The following is a 19,848-nucleotide window of genomic DNA, read 5'->3' as shown; positions in this document are numbered from 1 at the left end:
ATGGGGAATTGCCTAAATAGAAAAAGCCCTGTAGGAGATTTTTCTCCCACAGGACCATATTATAATCTAACTAATAATTTTAAATAGAATTATTTAGTAAGAACAGTAGATGTTTTTACAGTGTTACCACCAGCATCTTTAAGGGCAGCACCATTAAAGTTGATAGCAGTTAGAGCTTTATCTACTACTACTGATGCATTATATGCATGTGATACAGTAATAACTTTTTTATCTGCGCTAACTGTTGCTACTGTACCATTAACTTGTGTTCCGTCAACAGTTAAGATTACAGCGTCATTAGCAGCTAAAGCTACAGCGTCAGAGAATGTTAATGTTAAAACTCCGTCAACTGCTGTAATTTCTGCTTCATAACCACCTGCTGTTGTACCATTAGCTACTGCTACATCAGTACCTGCTACTGCTGCTGTTGCTGTAACTACTTTTTCAGCGCCAGTCAATGCATTAACCGCTGCTGCTACTTCACCTTGTGTTGTATTAGCTGCAAATGTAACTGTTAATTCTTTATTAGTTGCATCATATTTAGCTTCAGCTTTACCTGCAGCTGGTGTACCTGCTTCAAGTTTAACTGCAATTCCATTTCCGTTACCATCTGCAGCATCTGTTGCAGTAAATGTAACACCTGAAACCTCAACACTACCTTTAGTACCTGGAATACCTACTGCTGGTTTACCTTGTTTTGCTTCAGTAGTGATTTTAGCTGAGTTTAATACAGTTGCTGATACTGATGCGTTGATAGTATAAGTTGCTTTTGTTTTACCATCTTTTGCAGTTACTTCTACTGTCCAAGTAGCACCATTATTAGCAGTTGTTGCTGCCGCTACTTTTGCACCAGAGTTTGTAGTAGTCACTACTACATCTTCTGCTTTAATAGTAGTTAAATCTGTACCAACTGGGAATACTACATTATAAGTATTACCTGCTCCAGTTGCTGCAACATTTTTCACTTTAATAGATGATACTGAAGTATCTTCTTCTCCAACTGCAATTGTATCAGCTGGTTTATCTCCACCATTATTAATAGCAAGAAGATAGATTGTTACAGTATTATCTTTTACTTCGTAAGTTGCTTTTACACTTGAAGTTGCATCTTTAAGAGTTTTTACAAGTTGCTCTTCAGAAAGTGGTGCACCATTTACATTTTTATATACATATGTTTTACCAGTTTCACCAGCATATTTTACTGCCTCTTTATCACCTTTATTATCAGTGAATACAACAGTTTTCTTATCAGTATTGAATGATTTGATATCGCCAGTAAATAAGTTAGTTACTTCAGATGTAGAAGTAAATGTAGCTGTTGCTTCTTTAGCACTGAATGCAAATTCTTTTTCTACTACGTTATTTACAATTTTCTTAGCAACACCTGTAGCTAGAACTTTAACTGAAGTAGATTTATTGTCTTTTGCTTTAACTTCAATTGTACCATTATCAGCAATTACAGAAGTAATACGATTTGGAGGAATTTCCGCTGTTTTTACTTCTTTATTGTAAGTATATGTTACTGTAAGGTCGTTAGCACCAGTATTTTCAATTGAATAAGATACATCTTGAGTTGTGTATCCAGAGTTTTTCATTGTTTTACCGCTTTGGTTCACAAGAACTACTTCAAATTTTGCTGGATCATTACCAACGAATTTAGAATTTTCTTCATTTTTGCTATCTTTAGCAACTAATTTAGATCCATCAATAGTTGGAGCTTGGAAGTAAGAAATTGGTGCGATCGCTGATGGCTCACCTTTATCTAAAGTACCAACTTTTCCGCTTTGATAGTTAATGTCAATCCAAACGATTGGTGTAGCATATGAGTTTACTTTGTCATTACCAATAACGAAAGTTGCTTCACCTTTTGAGTCTGTTTTAACCACAATTTGTTTAGCGTTTTTATCGTATTTATCTTCATAACCTACTTGTTTACCATCTTCTACTTTAACAAATTTAGCGTCAGTAGTAGTTGAGATAACGCCATCAATATCTTCGTTAAATGCAACATTTACAGTTTCATTTGCTGCTAATTTACCGTTTTTATCTTTAACAATAACTTTATATTTACGTCCGTTGTCATATCCAGTAGCAGCTTCTTCACCACCGTCACGAGTTACTTCAAGAACATAATCAGCTTGTAATGCACCAAATTTCACTTTTGGAGCTGTTGTTTGTAATGCATCAGCATTGTATTTTTGAGATGTTTTACCAGAAACTGTTTCACCAGCAAATACAACAGGAGTTACTTCAGCATTTGAACCAGTCATAGTGAATGTTGCTTCACCTTTAGAATCTGTTGTAATTTGAGCAGCAGTAGTATTTGAGTTATTAGTTTGAGCTACTCGAACACCATTAATAGTAACATCTTGTAATTTATCAACAGTTACATCAATGTTTTCTTTAACAGAAACATTCAATGTTTTACCTGATACTGGCTTACCAGTTGCTGGATCTTTATAAGTTACTTTGTAAACTTTGTTAGCACCGTTGTTAACAGTAGCACCTGTAGTTACTTCAGTAATAGCGATTGTTGTATCAACAGCCCAGAATACATAGCCTGTAGAGAACTTAGAACGATCGCCGTTTGCATATACAGTTACTGTATCGTTTGTTGCAGCATAACGAGTGTAAGAGTAAGTAGCGATACCTTCATCGTTAGTTACAGCTTCAATTGTTACAGGAGCTTTTACTCCGTTTGCATCACCTGGGATGAAGAATGTTACTGGAATTCCAGCTTTAGAAGCACCTTCAGCTACAGTAACTTGTGCTTTAAGAGTTACTTGCTGACCAAGTTTACCTTGAACTGATTTTTCAACTAAATCAACTTTAGTTGGGATTACAGCGTTAACGCCTTTGAATTTACCGATTTCTTCGCCGCCAAGAGATACAGTGTACTCTTTGTCAGCTGTTTGAGGTGCAGTAGTTAAAACAACAACTTTTTTGTTAGTTAATTTTACAGCTGCGTTTTTAACTTCTAGATCTTTGATTTCGAAGTTAAGAGCTTGTACGTTGTCAACTTCTTGATCAAATGTTACTTCAACAGTTGTGTTGTTGATAGCTTTTACAGCAGCTTTTGCATGAGATGGTACTTCAAGTTTCATTGTACGATCTAAGAAAGAAGCGAATTGAGCACGAGTGATTGTGTCGTTTGGTTTGAATGCTTTACCTGGTAGTGTAGCTGCTTTTGTTAACTCAGCATACTCTAAAGCAGTGATTGCTTCACGTTGTTCTGTATTAAGACCGCCTAAGTCAGAGATTTCGCTAGTGAATTTAGCATCTTTGTACTCTTTAACTAGATCTACGTCTTGGATTTCTTTGATAGCACGAACTAAAACGATTGCCATTTGTTGGCGTGCCATGTTTTGTGAGTAGTTTAAGTTGCCGTTTGCACCATTAAATGCGCCTGCATCTTTAACAAGTGCAGCATATTGCACTAATTCTTTATCAGCAGTTGTTACTGGTAGATCGTTGAAACGTTGTTTTGTATTCCAGTCAGCTGGAATTTCATTACCTTCAGTTTCTAACCAGCGACCTAATAATTTAACCACTTGACCACGAGAAACATATTGGTCTGGTTTGAATGTGCCATCTGGATATCCTTTGATGATACCAGCGTCTACAAGAGAGCTGATTGCATCTTTGTGAGAGTTACTATTTGGTACATCTGTGAAACTTGCTGCAGAAGCCACTGGTACGATAGCTGATGCTACTAATGTAGCTGTAGCAGCTGTTGCTACGAATTTTTTGTATTTCTTTGGTTGGTTAGCCATAGAAAAATTTCCTCCTCTAAGTTCATAAAATATGTCTCTACTACAAATACATAGAAATGCAGTAAATAAACAACTACACATAAAAGTATAGTTGCATACCTAAAAGTTGTCAATCATATTTTGGGAAAGTTTCTAATTCATTTCCGGAAAAACATGGGCATACAACTCTCTTTTACCATTGTCATCTATTTAAGCTGATTTTTCAAGTATTATTACACATCTTTTCCAACAATAATTCGGTACACGACCCTTATGTATTCAATGTTTTTACATTAATAAACAATTATAGGTCATTAACCCATATTTATTACTATTAAAATTGGTAATTCTTTTTGCTTCTATGGAAAATGTAAGGGCGTAAAATAAGAAGACGTTTCGATGAATGTTCCGTGGGATTTTTGGATAATGCATCTATGTTTTAAGTGTAAAATTATATTTCTAGACACGAAAAAAGCTCAAGCATATATATGCTTGAGCTTTTTTCGCTTGGGCTACCAACCGTTGTTTCCTTGCAGGGAATTCTATTTATTTCATAGAGGAAATTCCTATACAAATACAGTCTAACACTTTCAATTTAAAACGACAATACCAATTTTTAAAATTATTGACGTTTCTTCCTTGCCACTTCCAATAAAAATAATGGAAGTGCAATTTGACGCTTGATACGCTTAGGTTCTTTCATTAATCGATAAAACCATTCAAGGCCAAATTTTTGGAAAATCTCTGGTGCACGTTTAACTGTACCCGCCAGCACATCGAATGATCCACCTACGCCTTGATAAATAGTTGGATGTAATTGATCGCGATTTGCATTAATCCAGTTTTCTTGCTTTGGACTGCCCATCGCTACAAAAAGTAGATCGGGCTGCGCTTCGTTAATGCGGTCAAATACCTTCTTTTCGTCCTTTTCATAGCCGTCCTGTGTGCCGACTATTTTAATAGAAGGAAATAATGATTCTAGTTTTGCTTTGGCCGCATCTGCAACACCCGGTTTTCCTCCGTAAAGGAAAATAGGCTTGCCACGTTTTGCCGCTTCCTCGCAAAGCTTCATCATCATATCGACGCCTGTAACACGTTCACGAATTTGCCCTTTTTGAATTTTGGAAGCAAGAATAACACCAATGCCATCTGGAATTTGAAATTCCGCTTCGTTAAGCAGCTTCTTTAGAGCAGGGTCTTCTTTTGCCTTGATAATCTTTTCTGGATTGATGGCAACAACGAGCGCCTTTTGTTTTGTTTCAATACGCTCGAATGCCATCTCCATTAATTCATCGTAGCCTTCCGTATTGACATTGATGCCAAGTACTGTTTCTTTCATCGGTTTTTCGCATCTCCTAAAAGGTGGAACTGGAAGCCTGCTTCTTCCCATTTATCGCGTTTTAAGCAGTTTTTCGTATCAAAGACGATTTTTGATTTCGCTGTAATTTCTGCAACGTCTAATGCTTTGAATTCATTATGATCCGTTAGAACAACAATGATATCTGCATCTTTTGTCGCTTCTTCTAAGCTTTGTGTTTGTGTAGCATGTTTGTTTTCTTTAATGTGTGGATCGTATGAAATAACTTCTAATCCAAGATTTTGTAACTCGTCAATAACGATTGTAGATGGACTTTCACGCATGTCATCTACGTTACCTTTGAAGGCTAGTCCAAGAACAGCTACTTTGCCACCAGCAATTTTGTTTTGATTTAAGATTGCTTGTGTTTTTTGTGCTGTAAAGCTTGGCATACTATCATTTGTATTACGAGATAAATGAATAATTTGTGCTGTCTCGCCACCTAGCTCAACTAGGAACCAAGGGTCAACCGCGATACAGTGACCACCTACACCAGGACCTGGGAAGTGAACATTTACACGTGGATGATAGTTCGCAAATTTAATCGCTTCCCAAATGTTTACGTCTAACTTCTCTGCTAATTTTGCAAGTTCATTGGCAAAAGCAATGTTTACATCACGATAAGTATTTTCCATTACTTTTACTAACTCAGCTGTAGTGGCATCTGTAAGGTGGATTGTACCATTCACAAATGTTTGATAAAGCTCTTTTGTCATTTGTGCAGACTTGTCATCAATCCCACCAACGATACGGTCGTTGTTCACTAATTCTTCAAAAATACGACCAGGAATTACACGCTCTGGTGAATGCGATACAAATAAATCTACACCAAATTCAAGATTTGCTTTGATTAACTCTGGTAGCATAATGTGCTCTACAGTTTTCGGTGGTACTGTCGATTCAAGAATGACAAGGTCACCTTTTTTCAAGAATGGCACGATCGAAGCCGTAGCTTGACGCACATATTCTAAATTCGCTGTATTATCAGGATTAATTGGCGACGGAACAGCAACGATGAATACGTCCGCTTCCTGTGGTGTCGTTGACGCCGTTAAGAAACCTTCATCTACTGCTTTGTTCAGGCGCTCCTGCAATCCATTTTCTTCAATATGAAGTTTTTTCTCTTGAATACTTTTTACTGCTGCCGGGTTTACATCCACCCCATGTACTTTTATGCCGTGGTTGGCAAACATTACAGCCGTTGGTAAACCGATGTAGCCAAGTCCAACGACACAAATTGATTTAGTCATTCTCTATTCTTCCTTCCGTTTCAAAAACGAGTAGTTATGTTATATGTTCTATAAATGCGTGATGCATTTTGTTCTGCATTATAGTATACATCTTTCCACTGAAAGTGTGAATCAATTTGTTATTTTGAAGCTGTTTTCTGTGTCCGATTAGCAAAAGTTTTGTCGGTTTGTGGAGGTTTGGCGCGTTTATCAGCGTTTTTTTGAGTTTTATCAGCGATTATATTAGTTTTATCAGCGATGTTCAGGGGTTTATCAGCGATTATGCTGGTCTTATCAGCGATTTTCAGGAGTTTATCAGCGATTCATCTATAAACCAGACAATTTGTAACTCGAGTATTTATTAGATCCGCTTCGTGGTAATTGTAATTTTTGTAATATACGTTTTGCTATATGCTCGCTTTCAATCATCAAAAAATCACGACATTCACGATTCGTTATCGTTTCGCCAACAAGCATATAATAATCTTTTAGCGCCTGAATATGAGCATCGCGACACCGATATTGACACATCTGGCAATGCCAACCTATTTTCAATTTCTCCATCCCAAACTCCCCACAGTTTTCACAATAAACACCACGCCGCAAAGCAGAGGCATCAATTTGATAGTAGTGGCAAAGCGGAAATGGTGTCCTGTTCCGCAAATGTGACAAAATAATGGTTTTGATTTCTGTCATTGTTGTCGTCTCTTTACTTTTCTTTAAATGTTGATGCAGAAATATCGGTAGCTCTTTTGCCATTAAAATCGGCAATCGTCCATCCTCTCGATGAATATTTACATTATTAAATGGGAAGACAACAGCCCCATAAATGGGTATAGAAATATGTTGGGTGTCTAAGAAATGTTTCATACCTTGAATATATTGTTCAAGTTGAATTTCAGGATGCGTAAAAACATGAACCTCCCCAGATTCCGATGTACGAATGAGCTGGCGTGGGTCACTTTTAAAATGTACAGTTCCTCGAATATTTTTAATTTCTAATAGAATAATAGCGTTGGGGACAATGAGTAAAATATCAATTTGCATGGGAAAAACAGAGGGAAGTATTACATTGTGAAAAATGTAGCAATCATTGAGCAGTGCTATTTGCTGTAGTTCCTTCATAACATATTGCTCACCAAAATCGCCTGCTTCTTTATTTTTAAGTTCCTGCTGAAAATTTTTATATTGTGGGTGCGTGGGCTGTAACCGAGTCACAAGGGCTTCAAGTCCTTTTGTCAATGGAGATGGTGCAAAGGGTTTTACTAGCAATCAATTCTCTCCTTTTCTATTTGAATTTTAATAGGTTTATCAGCTAGTTTAGGATTCTTTCAGCGATTATAGCATGTCTATCAGCGGTTTTCACTTTTTATCAGCGATTGTTGTACTCTTATCAGCGATGTTCTCTTCTTTATCAGCGATTGTTTCACTCTTATCAGCGATGTTCCTTCTTTATCAGCGATTGTTTCACTCTTATCAGCGATGCTCCCCTCTTTATCAGCGATTATTTCACTCTTATCAGCGATGTTCCCTTCTTTATCAGCGATTGTTTCACTCTTATCAGCGATGTTCACCTTTTTATCAGCGATTATTTCACTCTTATCAGCGATGTTCACCTTTTTATCAGCGATTGTTTCACTCTTATCAGCGATGTTCTCTTCTTTATCAGCGATTATTTCACTTTTATCGGCGACGTTCTCTTCTTTATCGATTGCTTCACTTTCCTCAGCGATTGTCCCACTTTTATCAACAGCTTTCCCTTCTCTTTCAGCGATTGCCCCTCTTTTATCAGCGACTTTCATTTTCTAACTCCCACTAAAAAAGGAATCTCCTTTAGTATCGGGGATTCCTTGTTGTTCCGCTTTCGAGTAGTTTTAGAATCGATTGTGCTTGTTGCATGTGCATTGCTAGTACATATTGGCTTGCTTGCATTAGGATTTGTGCTTTTACCATGTTCATCATTTCTTTTGCGATATCGGCATCGCGAATGCGGGATTCGGCATCTTGTAGGTTTTCTGCTGTGTTTATGTTTGCATTATAGGCGTGCTCTAGGCGATTTTGGTAGGCGCCTAGTCTTGAGCGCTCGCTTGATACACGTTTTAAAGCCTCGTCCATTGTGGAAATCGCTTTGTTGGCGTCGTCACGAGTTGCGATGGATGTCTTATCGTCCAAGCCAAGTGCTCCAGCCCCCATATTGCCAATATACAGCTCGATACTTTGGCCTGCGTTGGCACCTGCCTGAATTTTAATACCGTTTGTAGCATATTCCCCATCTAGTAATGTCTTTGTGTTAAACTCAGTCTCTTTCGAGATGCGTTGAATTTCTTTTTTCAATTCTTGAAATTCCTTATCGAGGTTCTCCCGATCACTATCTGTTAAAGTATCATTGCTCGCCTGGACTGCGAGCTCACGCATGCGTTGGATTATATCATGTACTTCATTTAGTGCACCCTCAGCTGTTTGAACAAGTGAAATACCATCCTGGATATTTTTCGCTGCCATGTTCAAGCCGCGTATTTGTGCACGCATTTTTTCGGAAATCGCAAGTCCCGCTGGATCATCCGCAGCACTATTGATGCGGTAGCCTGAAGAAATTCGAAGCATTGCCTTGTTCATTGCACCGTAATGTCTATTCATATTATTTAAAATTGACAACCCCGTTGCTGACCATTTTCCAAGCATCATTTCACCACCCCCATTGTTGTTTATATCGGTCTATGTTAGATTCCTTTAAGTTTTTTGGTAATGTATTCTAATTTAGTAGGTTCTATACATCAATAACTTTTAGTTCATTTTCACATTTTAGACTTTAGACCCATCGATATATAAAAGCACCCGCTTTTCACATATGAAAAGTAGGTGCTTAATTGCAATACCGTGTATTCAATTTTCGAAACCTCCGAGTTGATGGTTCTTTTGTCGTAGAAGTTCAAAAAAGAGATCTTTATTATGATCTAATAATGCCTGGTCTATTAAATTATCAATGTTTTGCTGCTCCAATTCTGTAATGAGCTGATCTACTTCGCCAACAGTCACTGAAGATACAAGTGGTAACTGAGGCTTTGGAGTAGCGCTTTCAAGAATCGGTGCTAGATGCTCATGAACATTTGTAATTAATAATAATTGATATAATGGCAGTCGGATAAAACGATTCCCTTTCTGGAAAACAAATACCTCGGATATATTTTCAATTTGTTGTGTATTCAAGTTGATAATCATCTCTTTACCTTCGATAGGAATGAAATGGAAAATCTCGTTCTCTTTTAAAATAGAGAAATATTGATAAGCAAACACTAGACGTAATTTATCTCCAGTGATTTTTGTGTAAAATGGCTTCATATATTGAACTTGCATCATCCTTATCCCTCCCTATTTATCTGATTATTCAGATTTTAACACAAATAAATTATCTTGTTAACTATCTTCTCCTCGATTTTTTTTATTTCAAATCATTCAGCTTATCATGTACGCATTTTAATCGTATAATGGAAGGACAGTCTTTTTTTCTTCATACTTACACATGCCCACTAGCTATACATTTTGAAAGGAGTGAGGTTATGGCATTGTCTATTGCCCAATTAGCTAAGGAACACCAAGAATTTATCCTTACCAAATTACAGGAAGCTGAACAGGCGTTACATCCTTCCTCTACTGAAGACGAAGAGCTAGTGCGTCGTGCTGTTTTTTCAGTGCGGAATAAATCAGTTGTCTTTGAACGTTTTAATGGAGCAAGTTCTACATTATATGCAAGCGTACAGGATGTCAGACCTGCAACTGTAGAAATTGATTTTGCTAAAGAGGAGCTGCACTGTAACTGTCCTCAGCTGAAATGGTGTAGACATCAGGTTGGCTCATTACTTGCTCTTTATCAGTATTTTGATTCGGTGCAAAATTGGTCAAGTGCTTGGCGCGCTCAAAAATCGGTGCAATTAAAATCATTAGCAGATGAACGAAGTCCAGAAAGCTGGAGATTGATGGTCGATGAAGTCATGAAACGTTTATTGCCACCTGGGCGAATTCTAGAAGGGTATGGCCTATCTGCTATACGAACAGATGCATTGGAGCGACTTCAACGGCATATGCCTTTCGAGCGTGAGTGGCAGCCACTTTATAAGCTATTTATGGAGCTATCGATCTTTAATACAATATGGCGTCATTTAAATGAAACAAAAGGACATTCTTTGGATTCTCCTTATATGAAATATTATATTGATCAAAGTGTCCAATCATTCGAAAGTACATTGACGGAGCTAACAGGACGATCACGACTTTTTGCCACTGATCCATTTTATGATGCGATTCAGGAGTTAGTTCGAGAACTTTTATTGGAACGACAAGGATTATTTGCTGATCGACTACAAATATATATGCTACTTTGGGCAATGCTTTTTTATGAAAAGCCCCGTCGTGAACAGGAATTAGCACTTATAAATAACCTTGAGAATCCTTCACCTGAGATTTCCTTGCAGTCATTGAAACTGCTATTTTATGTGCTGCTACAAAAAGAAAGTTTATTACAGGAAAGCATTGCACATATTGATGGACAACATATGCAGGACCTATTTGAGCTGGCTACTTTTGCAAAACGTGCTGGCGAATCACATGCACAGTCCATTATTTTACGTGCGATGCTACCATTTACCGAAGTCTTTTTACAGCAAACAGTACCAGTTGTAAAACGTGCTCAATATGTAAGGCAATTTCAGCTTTTATACGAGGACATACAGCTTACGGAAGAACAGGAAGTTACATTATATAGTGCATTTGGTGTTTATGGGCTTCAACCGTTTTCGTTCCTTCTTATTAAAAAAGGACGTTATCGTGAATGGGCAGCCCTCCATCAGTTAAATCTCTCCTCCCTTTCTTATTTAGAAATGTGTGGATTAAAAGATGTACTTCAGGTTGCGCCTGCAACAGTATTGCCCTTATATCATCTATATGCCATGGCTGAAATTACACAAAAATCACGTATGAACTATAAGCAGGCTGTACGAATCTGGAAAAGTATGCGCAGTGCAGCAAAGCGTGCTGGTAAAACTGCTTATTTTGAGACATATATGCAAACAATTCGCGCAGAGTATAAACGACTTCGTGCATTACAAGAAGAAATTGAGAAAGGAAACTTAGTATGATGACTATAAATGCTCCTTCCCCGTTTTCAAAAAAGCAACAGCTTCGTATTCATGCAGCACAGGAAGGATATTTTACGTTACAGGGATATACTGCTGATGGTGCAGCAATGGAAGCAGACTCACTCATTTCTTCATTATTTTTTAACTATGAAGCGAATGTCTATGGTTTATTAACCAATCGCTCAGAACGTACGATTGAAGTTTCAACCTCTGAGCTCCTTGATATTTTTTCACGGCGCTATCTGCATCCTTTTATTGACTGGCAAGGTACGGACACAGAAAGTCAGGTATGGCTAGAAAAAGTGTCTGCTTTACAAACGTATTGGCAGGAGCCCTCGCTCTGGTCACACGCAATGATTGCAGATGATTTTTCCGCGCTAACATTCCCTATAGAAGGTGAAGATACAGCTTTATTAGAAACGGCAGTGCAGCAAAAACTAGCTCAAGTAGGTCTTATACTGTCTGATTTACCAAAACTAATGCCTTTTTTCTTGCGTGGTGGTTGGCCACTAGAGCAGGAACGACAGGCAGGTGCAGTTACTGTCTCCCTACGCTTAGGTGAGCCTGAGGAAGATTCAGATGTTTGGCTTTTAGAAACAGTACTAAGTACGCCTACAGCCAAAAACTACTGGACGCCAGCTATGCGAAAGCAGTCACTACCAATTGCTGATGCTCTACCGGCAAAATGGCAAATGTATGCTGATGCTATTGAACAACAACAAAGACAAATTGTAGATCTTCTTTCTATTGAAGATTTACGTAGCGATATTTTCATCCGCATTATGCTTGACGATTTACAAGTTCGAACATTTTTACGTGAAGATTTAGCAAGATTACAAGCACTCGGCTTTGACGTTGTACTACCGGCTTGGCTAAAGGATTTAAAACAGTCAAAAATGCGTGTTCGCGTAAGTACTGGCAATGTAGCGACAAAAAAGGTTGCTGGACTAGATGATATTTTAACGTTCAAATGGCAGTTTTCTATGAATGGACAGTCCATTTCACCTGAGCAATTTAAAAAGCTTGTAGATGAGAAACGCGAATTCATTCGTATTGGTACAGAATGGTTCCGAGTTGATGCGAACTGGATGCAAGAAATGCGTGCATTGATGCAGCAAGCAGAAGATGAAAGCTGGACCGTTCGCGAATTACTATTCCGTGAACTACCAGAGGATTTATCCTTACCTCTTGAAGAAGAGGATGCCGATGATGCAATGCGAGATGACCCGATTTTTGCATTTGAATTACAAAAATCGCTGAAATCCTATATGGAGCAGCTTCAGGAGAAAAAAGGACTCCCTACTGTACAGGTTCCTACATCTTTGCAGGCAGAATTACGTCCTTATCAGCATGAGGGCTTTGAATGGCTTGTCTTTATGCGAGAACAAAAATTTGGTGCATGCCTAGCTGATGATATGGGTCTTGGTAAAACAGTTCAGCTTATTTCATATTTACTTCATCTTTATGAAACAACTGAGGATACAAAACCATCCATCATTATTTGCCCTACGTCTGTACTAGGCAACTGGCAAAAGGAACTTGCTCGTTTTGCTCCTTCCTTGAGTGTGCATACGCATTATCAGGCGAATCGAGCAAAGGAAGACGCTTTTAAACAGCTAGTAGGAAGAGAAAAACCACATGTAATTTTATCTACCTATGGCACGGTATCACAGGATGCAGAGTTTTTACAGGAAGTAGAATGGGCAACCGTTGTGCTAGACGAGGCTCAAAATATTAAAAATATGCAAACGCTACAATCAAGGGCTATTCGTAAATTACAAGGGACGCATCATATTGCTTTAACGGGTACGCCAGTAGAAAACCGTTTGTCGGAGCTATGGGCAATTTTTGACTTTATCCATAAGGGCTATTTAGGTAGCTTCGGTCGCTTTAATGAAGAATTTATTTTACCGATAGAACGAGATGAGTCTGAGTCACATAAACAGAAGTTACGTGCAAAAATTCAAGCATTTTTACTTCGTCGTACAAAGCGTGACCCACACTTACAGCTTAACTTACCAGATAAACAAGAGTCTCATGAATACTGCCCATTAACAACTGAGCAAGCATCTCTATACGAAGGATATATATTAGAGACGCTCGATCAACTGGAGCAATTAACAGGCTTTCAAAAGAAGGGACGCGTCTTAAAGATGCTCAGTAAGTTAAAGCAATTATGTAATCATCCTGCCTTGTATTTAAAAGAACCTTTCGAGGATGCCGAATCAATGCTTACTCGTTCTACGAAATTAGAACGTATCGTGCAAATGGCTACAGAAATCGTGGACAACGGCGAGCAGTGCCTCATTTTCACACAATATATTGGAATGGGGCAATTACTACAGCATTGTTTTAGTGAACTATATAATATTGATGCACCTTTCTTAACAGGTGCAATGCCTAAGCAGCAGCGTGACCGCTTAGTAGAGACTTTCCAGGCAGGAGATTTTCCTATATTTATCCTTTCCTTAAAAGCGGGTGGAACAGGGCTCAATTTAACAGCAGCAAATCATGTATTACACGCAGATCGCTGGTGGAATCCTGCCGTTGAAAATCAAGCGACAGACCGTGCATATCGAATTGGCCAAACACAATTTGTACAAGTGCATAAGTTTGTTACAATTGGTACTATCGAAGAGAAAATTGATAAAATGCTAGCCCAAAAATCTGCACTATCAGAAGAACTAATTCAATCAAGCCAGTGGTTAACTGAATTAGAAGATGACGAACTTCGTGATTTAATGAAACTCGATTTTTAAAGATGCGAGATGCGCCAAGAGCACAACGTTCTTGGCGCTCTTTTATTTCAGTGGATCTTACTGTTACTTCTTCCCCTACTTACTTCATATATATATTTAGTTGTGTTTAATATGCTCATTGCTGTGCGGTCTTCAGCAATGAACTTCGTTATGAAATGTAGACATCATCCTTTCTAAATCGATTACGGCGCAAGAATAGAAGGAGAATGGCGGATCAGACAACTTGTCCCTTGCCCCGTATGTAACAATTAGAGCTGCTATATTGCTGGCAATTGTACTTCTGCCTCAGGTAGCACAAAATCCTTTAAGCCTTCCTGCTCATCTGGTGGCTTTGGAGGCACAATTGCCCCTTCGCTATCCCTTTGCTTAAGCCGATAAAATCGGACATCTTCTACGACTACTTCTGTTATAAAAACCTTTGTGCTTTCTTCATTTAAAAATGATCTTGATTGAATTCGACCATTCACTCCAATTAATGAGCCTTTTCCGCAATATTTGACGATATGCTCTGCAAGCCTTCCCCATACTGTACAGAGAATAAAGTCAGCATCCACTTCCCCACGACTGTTTTTGTAATTGCGATTAATGGCTAGAGTAAAATGTGCTTGCACGCGATTTCCAGATAAGTGTCGTAACACTGGATCCTTTGTTAACCTTCCGACCAGTCCGACTTGATTCATTGATTCACCTCCTTTGCTTTTGATTGCTCTCATCTTACAAAAATTAATCCAACGTTGGCAAAAGTCGATTTTTATCATTTCCCTTAATTTTTAATCATAAATTGGATATATTAAGCATTTTACTTTTCATGTATTGAAAGATTTTTTGGGCAGAATGCTTTTCGCTGTAATAGCAAATGCTAATTGTTGAAATATGCAATTTCGCTGTTTTTGCAGATTGTGCGAAAACACAGCATTAATCTTATAATCAATGATGCATCGGCATAATTGATGCTGACGCTTCGCTTTCGCGCAGATATACAATGCGTCCGGAATCGGTGAAAGCGCAAGGCTAACTTAGCGGCAGCAACATGAGGTCCGACACGATGTCGGCCATTTCGGTAATGCCACGTGAGCTCCTCTATTTCAGCGGATGTTGAAAAGTGACTTAATACCGCTTCACCTCCCCCCTTTACCTGTCGCTACCAAAACACTTGCGGAATGAAGTAAAACAGAGCTAATTGAATATGTTATACTAAAAAGGATGACCGACTTAGGAGGATTTTACATAATGAAAACATTTAAGATGCTTTCCTTTGACCTTGTCACAAAAGACGGCATGCAACCTTTCCCTTTAGTCGATGGTGTTATTATTAACCAGGAGAATAGCCATCAATCTTGGATTCTCGAACTGTTTATGGACCGTCAATATCGTTCAATTTTTGATGAACTTTTAGCAAATGCTACTGTCTTTAATGTACGTGCGGTTATTTCATTTCCAGATAATGAGCCTGCTCCTTTCCAGGTTGTCGTACATACAGTTCAAGAAATCGGCGAGCACATCTCTGTCCTTTTAAAAGGGACACTAAAGACAAAACGCTCGAAATATGCTGAGCAATTACTAGCCGAATTACTAGTTGAGGGAGTTACGTTAGATAAGCTATTGGACCGTTTCTCACACGGTATGAAAGAACGACCAAAACTCAAAAATGATTGATCTCGATTTAACGATGCAAAAATTTGCATCGTTATTTTTTTATTGGACAGGTAGACTTTTAAGATAAATATACAAAAATTGTGTTTTCCAATTACCTGAAAACGCTCTTCCTAAGAATATTAGTAGTTCTTCGCGAGTGTTCACTTCTCTCCCGCGAGTATTGCTCTCCCACATTAAATGAAAAAAAGAGTGTTCCATTGGATGGAAACACTCTTTTTTATATTATCGCGTTACTTTTTCTTCGACGACCTTTTCTTTAACAACACCGTTTGCATTTGGTACATTATTATAGCCATTTGTACTATTTAAATCAGCATTTGTACCTGGTGTTGTTGTACCTGGTACTGTTGTTGTACCTGGTGTTGTTGTACCTGGAGTTGTAGTTCTTGGACCAGTAGTGCCTGGTGTTGTAGCTTCAGGTAGAACAGTGTTACGGTTAACACCATTAACGTCACGATTGTAAACGTCATTTCTTTCTTCTACTTTCTCAACACCTCGGCGAACGTCGTGTTTAACATTCTCCGCTGGTCTTGTTTCAACAGCTCTGTTTCCCCAGTTACAACCTCCAAGGAATAAAGCAGCAAGAATAATTGCCAAAAATGACATTCTCCACATAGAAAAATCCTCCTTTCTCGATGCTATGTCAACAAATACAATGTGTGTATTTGTGATCCTACATAGATTGCCCGGGAAAGGAGGGAACTATCCGATTTTTTTACAAACTATTTTTGTTTTTCTTTTAACAGTTGTTCAACGTATGCTGCTTCTGCTTTACAGTTGTAGCTATAATTTGTACCTAGCTCTTTTTGCATGGCCTCGATTGTTTCAATTTGCTTAGCTGTTGGTTCTTCATTTAAAATTTTTGCAATTACTTCATCAATTTTTAGCGCCATCTCTTCATGGAATTCAGTACTCATCAAAACATCTGCTGGGATTTTTTCGATCCATGCGGCATTATCTTGAAAATAAGTTTGCCAGCTAGCAATAAAGTCTTCCATAGAAAAACGCTCTTCTTTCCAATCGATACTTGCTAAGTATGATTCAAAAGATGTTGAAATCGAACGCGTAATGCTAATTTTAACACCTGAAGACAATTCCTTATACATCTATATAATCCTCCTACGTTTTAAAAACAAAACTAAAATTACATGTATTTCAATTTACAATCACATATACGCCATTGCATTTTTATAAAACATTTAAATAATCGTGATATCTTTAACTGCATTCACGTCACTAAAAGTACTGAATGTCATAAACTATTAAAAAGATTAACAGTAAAGACATTACTCGACATCATTATTTTATATCTTTTAGCCTATAATTGCAAATTAAGCCTGTTTTGGCTGTTCAGGCCCAATAGCAAATAAAATATCCGCTTCACATACTAGTTCTCCATCGACTGTGGCTACACCGTGACCTTTGCCCATTGCTCCACGTAGTTTCACGAACTCTACTTCTAATCGAAGTTGATCTCCCGGTACTACTTGGCGCTTGAAACGACAATTATCAATACCCGTCAAGAAAGCTAGACGACCTTTGAATTCATCTGCATTTAATAATGCTACACCACCAACTTGTGCTAGCGCCTCTACAATTAAAACCCCAGGCATTACTGGGTAGCCAGGGAAATGCCCATTAAAAAAGTCTTCGTTCATAGAGACGTTTTTTAAACCAACTGCACGCTTGCCTTCTTCTAATTCAACGATACGATCAACGAATAAAAAAGGATAACGATGCGGTAAAATTGCTTGAATTTGTTCTGCTGTTAACATTTTCTTTTCCCCCTTAATATCAATTTCGCCTTGGCGTAATGCGTTGAATAGAATCCGTGACATCCGCCGGAGGCTACATCTTTATTCATTAGGTGTTGGACACCTAATGAATAAAGATATTTTATGTAAACACAAAGCATGGTAAAGAATAATTTTATTCTTTACCATTCATAATATCAAATATATGCTGCCATGTTTCTGGTTTAAAAACGTCCATGGCTTTACCTTGTCCAATTACACTATAGCCAAACATTGCACCTACAACTGCGGCAATAACAACTAAGATGATAATAAGTACAACGCGAAGCCAAATCGGAATCAGCCGTATTTGCACCCAGCGAACCTCTCGTTGCTCTCCATTTGAGCGGTGTTCCTTCTCTTCTGGTGGCGTATCGGTTTCTTTTGTTTGCATAGAACCTCGACTTGAATCGTTTGTCATAGATTGTACTCCTCTTCATTACTTACTAAACAGTAATAACGGGTTTACTATCGAATACCATTAATGAGCCCAAGCATTTGGTCGGCTAAAGTTACAGCTCTTGCATTAAATTGATAAGAACGCTGCGTCTGAATTAAATCCGTCATTTCTTTTGAAAGATTTACATTCGACATTTCTAGCGAACCGCTCTGCATGCCAATTTGCTGACGATTTGCTCCTCGTAATTCAGTGACAACTTCAGCTTGTGTATATCCAAGCTGAGCTAGGTTATTCGGCAATCCAACATAGGCGCCAGAAATTTTCTCCATTAGCTGTGGCTTTTGGAACTCTGTCACTGCTACATCAGTACGAATAACATCTCCATTAGGATATGATGCTTCTAATACGCCTCCATCACGGATCGCGAAACTTTTTACATTATCCGGTAATGTAATAGCTTGTCCTGTTGAGTTTGCCAATGGATATCCATCTGCAGTTACAACCATTACTGTTCCATTATTTAATGGTGATAAATAAAAGTCACCTTGACGAGTATACACTGTTTTTGCGCCATTTTCACCATCTGGCATTAAAATATTGAAATATTGCTTTGGTTTTGTAAAGGCTAAATCAAGGTCACGATTTGTTGTTTGTAGAGAGCCTTGCTTTTGATTTGATTGGATTTGTCCAAGCATTGCACCTGATCCATAACGGATGCCAACAGGTGATTGTCGGTCAGCTCGGTCTTGCTTGTCATTATTATATTGCTGATAAAGCAATTCATTAAATGTAGCTTCTTGTGATTTATAGCCGAGTGTGCTGCTATTGGCAATGTTATTACTAATAGTATCTAGTTTATTTTGTAATTGCCCCATTGTGTTTGTTGCAGTCATCATTGTACGTAACATGTTCAAACGCCTCCAGTTTGCCTATTATACTTTCCCGATTTCATTTGCAGCCTTTTCCATACTGCGATCGTAAGCCTGTAACACTTTTTGGTTAGCTTCGAAAGCGCGATATGCTGTCATTAAATCAGTCATTGTACGACTAGAGTCTACGTTTGAGCCCTCTAGATAATTTTGACGCAGTGTAAAGGCTACGCCATTGGCACCGTAAGCTGTCGGTAAGTTCTCACCATCTTCTGTTCGAATTAAACCATTATCCTGCTTACGTAGCATGTTCGGATTCGCTGAAAATGATACTCCAACACGAGCTACTTGCTGATTATTAACATAAATTGCCCCGTTCTCATCTAGACGAAAATCATCATTCGGCAGCTGGATGCGTTGACCTCTGTCTGATAGCACATACAGTCCCTGTGGATTTACTAAATAGCCTTGGCCATCTAATGTAAAATTCCCGTTGCGTGTATATGCTTCGCCCCCATTTGGATGTGCTAAACGGAAGAAAATAGATCCAGAAGTGCCATCTTCATTTTGCGGTAAGTTTCCATCGATCAAAGCCATATCTGTCGTGAAATCAGTGCTATAGATTTGGCCTTGTATGTAATTTGGTAATGTTTCTTGCATATAAATCCCTGTATTTAATGCGCCAACTTGGCTCATATATTGAGAGCCTGCTTGCTGGTTAGCAGGTGCATTCGTTTTTCCTACACTTGACATGAGCATGTCAGGAAATGAGCGGATTGTTGATTGGTCTGCTTTAAATCCAGGTGTATTTGCATTTGATAAATTGTTGGTAAGTAATTCTGTTCGTCTTTGTTGTGCAATCATACCAGTTGCAACTGTATAAAACCCTTTAAACAAAGGA

At 38.3% G+C, this 19,848-nt stretch carries 17 protein-coding genes; 3 read left to right on the top strand and 14 right to left on the bottom strand.

The features are described 5' to 3' along the window. Positions 1-89: 89 nt before the first annotated feature. From ACIQZA_RS16730 to ACIQZA_RS16700, 7 genes are all read right to left on the bottom strand, one after another. Positions 90-3,773, bottom strand: coding sequence for an S-layer homology domain-containing protein (locus tag ACIQZA_RS16730; protein WP_402882882.1), 3,684 nt, complete (start codon positions 3,771-3,773; stop codon positions 90-92). A 601-nt stretch (positions 3,774-4,374) separates the two neighbouring features. Then, complete coding sequence (locus ACIQZA_RS16725) at positions 4,375-5,091, bottom strand: WecB/TagA/CpsF family glycosyltransferase (RefSeq protein ID WP_400936041.1); 717 nt, start codon at positions 5,089-5,091, stop codon at positions 4,375-4,377. Next, positions 5,088-6,359 carry a nucleotide sugar dehydrogenase gene (locus ACIQZA_RS16720; RefSeq protein ID WP_402882884.1) on the bottom strand — a complete coding sequence of 424 codons (1,272 nt, stop codon included), beginning with the start codon at positions 6,357-6,359 and terminating at the stop codon, positions 5,088-5,090. The genes ACIQZA_RS16725 and ACIQZA_RS16720 overlap by 4 nt, the downstream gene beginning before the upstream one ends. 306 nt (positions 6,360-6,665) lie before the next feature. Next, positions 6,666-7,580: an NERD domain-containing protein gene (locus tag ACIQZA_RS16715; RefSeq protein ID WP_402882885.1), complete on the bottom strand. Its 915-nt coding sequence runs from the start codon at positions 7,578-7,580 to the stop codon at positions 6,666-6,668. Positions 7,581-7,690: 110 nt separating this feature from the next. Then, the gene (locus ACIQZA_RS16710) at positions 7,691-8,140 is read right to left on the bottom strand and encodes a hypothetical protein (protein WP_402882887.1); all 450 of its coding nucleotides are present in this window, start codon (positions 8,138-8,140) and stop codon (positions 7,691-7,693) included. Positions 8,141-8,171: 31 nt separating this feature from the next. Next, positions 8,172-9,020, bottom strand: a complete 849-nt coding sequence (locus ACIQZA_RS16705; protein ID WP_402882955.1) for a flagellin N-terminal helical domain-containing protein — start codon at positions 9,018-9,020, stop codon at positions 8,172-8,174. A gap of 201 nt (positions 9,021-9,221) precedes the next feature. Further along, positions 9,222-9,695 (bottom strand): IDEAL domain-containing protein, encoded by a 474-nt coding sequence (locus tag ACIQZA_RS16700; RefSeq protein WP_402882889.1) that lies wholly within the window; start codon positions 9,693-9,695, stop codon positions 9,222-9,224. Positions 9,696-9,895: 200 nt separating this feature from the next. Here ACIQZA_RS16700 and ACIQZA_RS16695 point away from each other — a divergent pair, with 200 nt between their 5' ends. Both ACIQZA_RS16695 and ACIQZA_RS16690 read left to right on the top strand, forming a co-directional pair. Beyond that, entirely contained in the window at positions 9,896-11,470 is a 1,575-nt protein-coding gene (locus ACIQZA_RS16695; RefSeq protein WP_142509170.1) for a hypothetical protein, read from the top strand. Next, positions 11,467-14,229 (top strand): DEAD/DEAH box helicase, encoded by a 2,763-nt coding sequence (locus ACIQZA_RS16690; protein ID WP_402882892.1) that lies wholly within the window; start codon positions 11,467-11,469, stop codon positions 14,227-14,229. Before ACIQZA_RS16695 ends, ACIQZA_RS16690 begins: the two co-directional genes overlap by 4 nt. A gap of 257 nt (positions 14,230-14,486) precedes the next feature. On the opposite strand, the gene ACIQZA_RS16685 is transcribed toward ACIQZA_RS16690, so the two are convergent. Next, positions 14,487-14,909 (bottom strand): single-stranded DNA-binding protein, encoded by a 423-nt coding sequence (locus tag ACIQZA_RS16685; protein WP_400936026.1) that lies wholly within the window; start codon positions 14,907-14,909, stop codon positions 14,487-14,489. A 550-nt stretch (positions 14,910-15,459) separates the two neighbouring features. Here ACIQZA_RS16685 and ACIQZA_RS16680 point away from each other — a divergent pair. Beyond that, on the top strand, positions 15,460-15,885 hold the full coding sequence (locus tag ACIQZA_RS16680) for a YwpF family protein (protein WP_402882895.1): 426 nt from the start codon (positions 15,460-15,462) through the stop codon (positions 15,883-15,885). A gap of 222 nt (positions 15,886-16,107) precedes the next feature. Here ACIQZA_RS16680 and ACIQZA_RS16675 read toward each other — a convergent pair whose 3' ends face one another. The 6 genes from ACIQZA_RS16675 to ACIQZA_RS16650 all read right to left on the bottom strand — a co-directional run bounded on the left by ACIQZA_RS16675 (position 16,108) and on the right by ACIQZA_RS16650 (position 19,844). Continuing rightward, entirely contained in the window at positions 16,108-16,500 is a 393-nt protein-coding gene (locus tag ACIQZA_RS16675; protein WP_185903486.1) for a hypothetical protein, read from the bottom strand. 107 nt (positions 16,501-16,607) lie between these two features. Next, on the bottom strand, positions 16,608-16,991 hold the full coding sequence (locus ACIQZA_RS16670) for a hypothetical protein (protein ID WP_400936023.1): 384 nt from the start codon (positions 16,989-16,991) through the stop codon (positions 16,608-16,610). Positions 16,992-17,216: 225 nt separating this feature from the next. Then, entirely contained in the window at positions 17,217-17,660 is a 444-nt protein-coding gene (fabZ, locus tag ACIQZA_RS16665; protein WP_132360390.1) for a 3-hydroxyacyl-ACP dehydratase FabZ, read from the bottom strand. A 154-nt stretch (positions 17,661-17,814) separates the two neighbouring features. Next, on the bottom strand, positions 17,815-18,099 hold the full coding sequence (locus ACIQZA_RS16660) for a DNA-directed RNA polymerase subunit beta (protein ID WP_132360388.1): 285 nt from the start codon (positions 18,097-18,099) through the stop codon (positions 17,815-17,817). A 47-nt stretch (positions 18,100-18,146) separates the two neighbouring features. Further along, positions 18,147-18,986, bottom strand: a complete 840-nt coding sequence (locus ACIQZA_RS16655; RefSeq protein ID WP_142509175.1) for a flagellar hook-basal body protein — start codon at positions 18,984-18,986, stop codon at positions 18,147-18,149. Between the two features lie 24 nt (positions 18,987-19,010). Then, positions 19,011-19,844 (bottom strand): flagellar hook-basal body protein, encoded by an 834-nt coding sequence (locus tag ACIQZA_RS16650; protein WP_400936021.1) that lies wholly within the window; start codon positions 19,842-19,844, stop codon positions 19,011-19,013. Positions 19,845-19,848 lie beyond the last annotated feature (4 nt).

The organism is Lysinibacillus sp. NPDC096382 (assembly GCF_044762845.1).
GTDB lineage: Bacteria > Bacillota > Bacilli > Bacillales_A > Planococcaceae > Lysinibacillus.
This window is presented reverse-complemented; position numbering and strand designations above follow the sequence as displayed.

Excerpts from the sequence above, each read along its gene's own strand:
- ACIQZA_RS16730 (WP_402882882.1), bottom strand. The coding sequence starts at position 3,773 with ATGGCTAACCAACCAAAGAAATACAAAAAATTCGTAGCAACAGCTGCT.
- ACIQZA_RS16725 (WP_400936041.1), bottom strand. The coding sequence starts at position 5,091 with ATGAAAGAAACAGTACTTGGCATCAATGTCAATACGGAAGGCTACGAT.
- ACIQZA_RS16720 (WP_402882884.1), bottom strand. The coding sequence starts at position 6,359 with ATGACTAAATCAATTTGTGTCGTTGGACTTGGCTACATCGGTTTACCA.
- ACIQZA_RS16710 (WP_402882887.1), bottom strand. The coding sequence starts at position 8,140 with ATGAAAGTCGCTGATAAAAGAGGGGCAATCGCTGAAAGAGAAGGGAAA.
- ACIQZA_RS16705 (WP_402882955.1), bottom strand. The coding sequence starts at position 9,020 with ATGCTTGGAAAATGGTCAGCAACGGGGTTGTCAATTTTAAATAATATG.
- ACIQZA_RS16700 (WP_402882889.1), bottom strand. The coding sequence starts at position 9,695 with ATGATGCAAGTTCAATATATGAAGCCATTTTACACAAAAATCACTGGA.
- ACIQZA_RS16695 (WP_142509170.1), top strand. The coding sequence starts at position 9,896 with ATGGCATTGTCTATTGCCCAATTAGCTAAGGAACACCAAGAATTTATC.
- ACIQZA_RS16690 (WP_402882892.1), top strand. The coding sequence starts at position 11,467 with ATGATGACTATAAATGCTCCTTCCCCGTTTTCAAAAAAGCAACAGCTT.
- ACIQZA_RS16685 (WP_400936026.1), bottom strand. The coding sequence starts at position 14,909 with ATGAATCAAGTCGGACTGGTCGGAAGGTTAACAAAGGATCCAGTGTTA.
- ACIQZA_RS16680 (WP_402882895.1), top strand. The coding sequence starts at position 15,460 with ATGAAAACATTTAAGATGCTTTCCTTTGACCTTGTCACAAAAGACGGC.
- ACIQZA_RS16675 (WP_185903486.1), bottom strand. The coding sequence starts at position 16,500 with ATGTGGAGAATGTCATTTTTGGCAATTATTCTTGCTGCTTTATTCCTT.
- ACIQZA_RS16670 (WP_400936023.1), bottom strand. The coding sequence starts at position 16,991 with ATGTATAAGGAATTGTCTTCAGGTGTTAAAATTAGCATTACGCGTTCG.
- fabZ (WP_132360390.1), bottom strand. The coding sequence starts at position 17,660 with ATGTTAACAGCAGAACAAATTCAAGCAATTTTACCGCATCGTTATCCT.
- ACIQZA_RS16660 (WP_132360388.1), bottom strand. The coding sequence starts at position 18,099 with ATGACAAACGATTCAAGTCGAGGTTCTATGCAAACAAAAGAAACCGAT.
- ACIQZA_RS16655 (WP_142509175.1), bottom strand. The coding sequence starts at position 18,986 with ATGTTACGTACAATGATGACTGCAACAAACACAATGGGGCAATTACAA.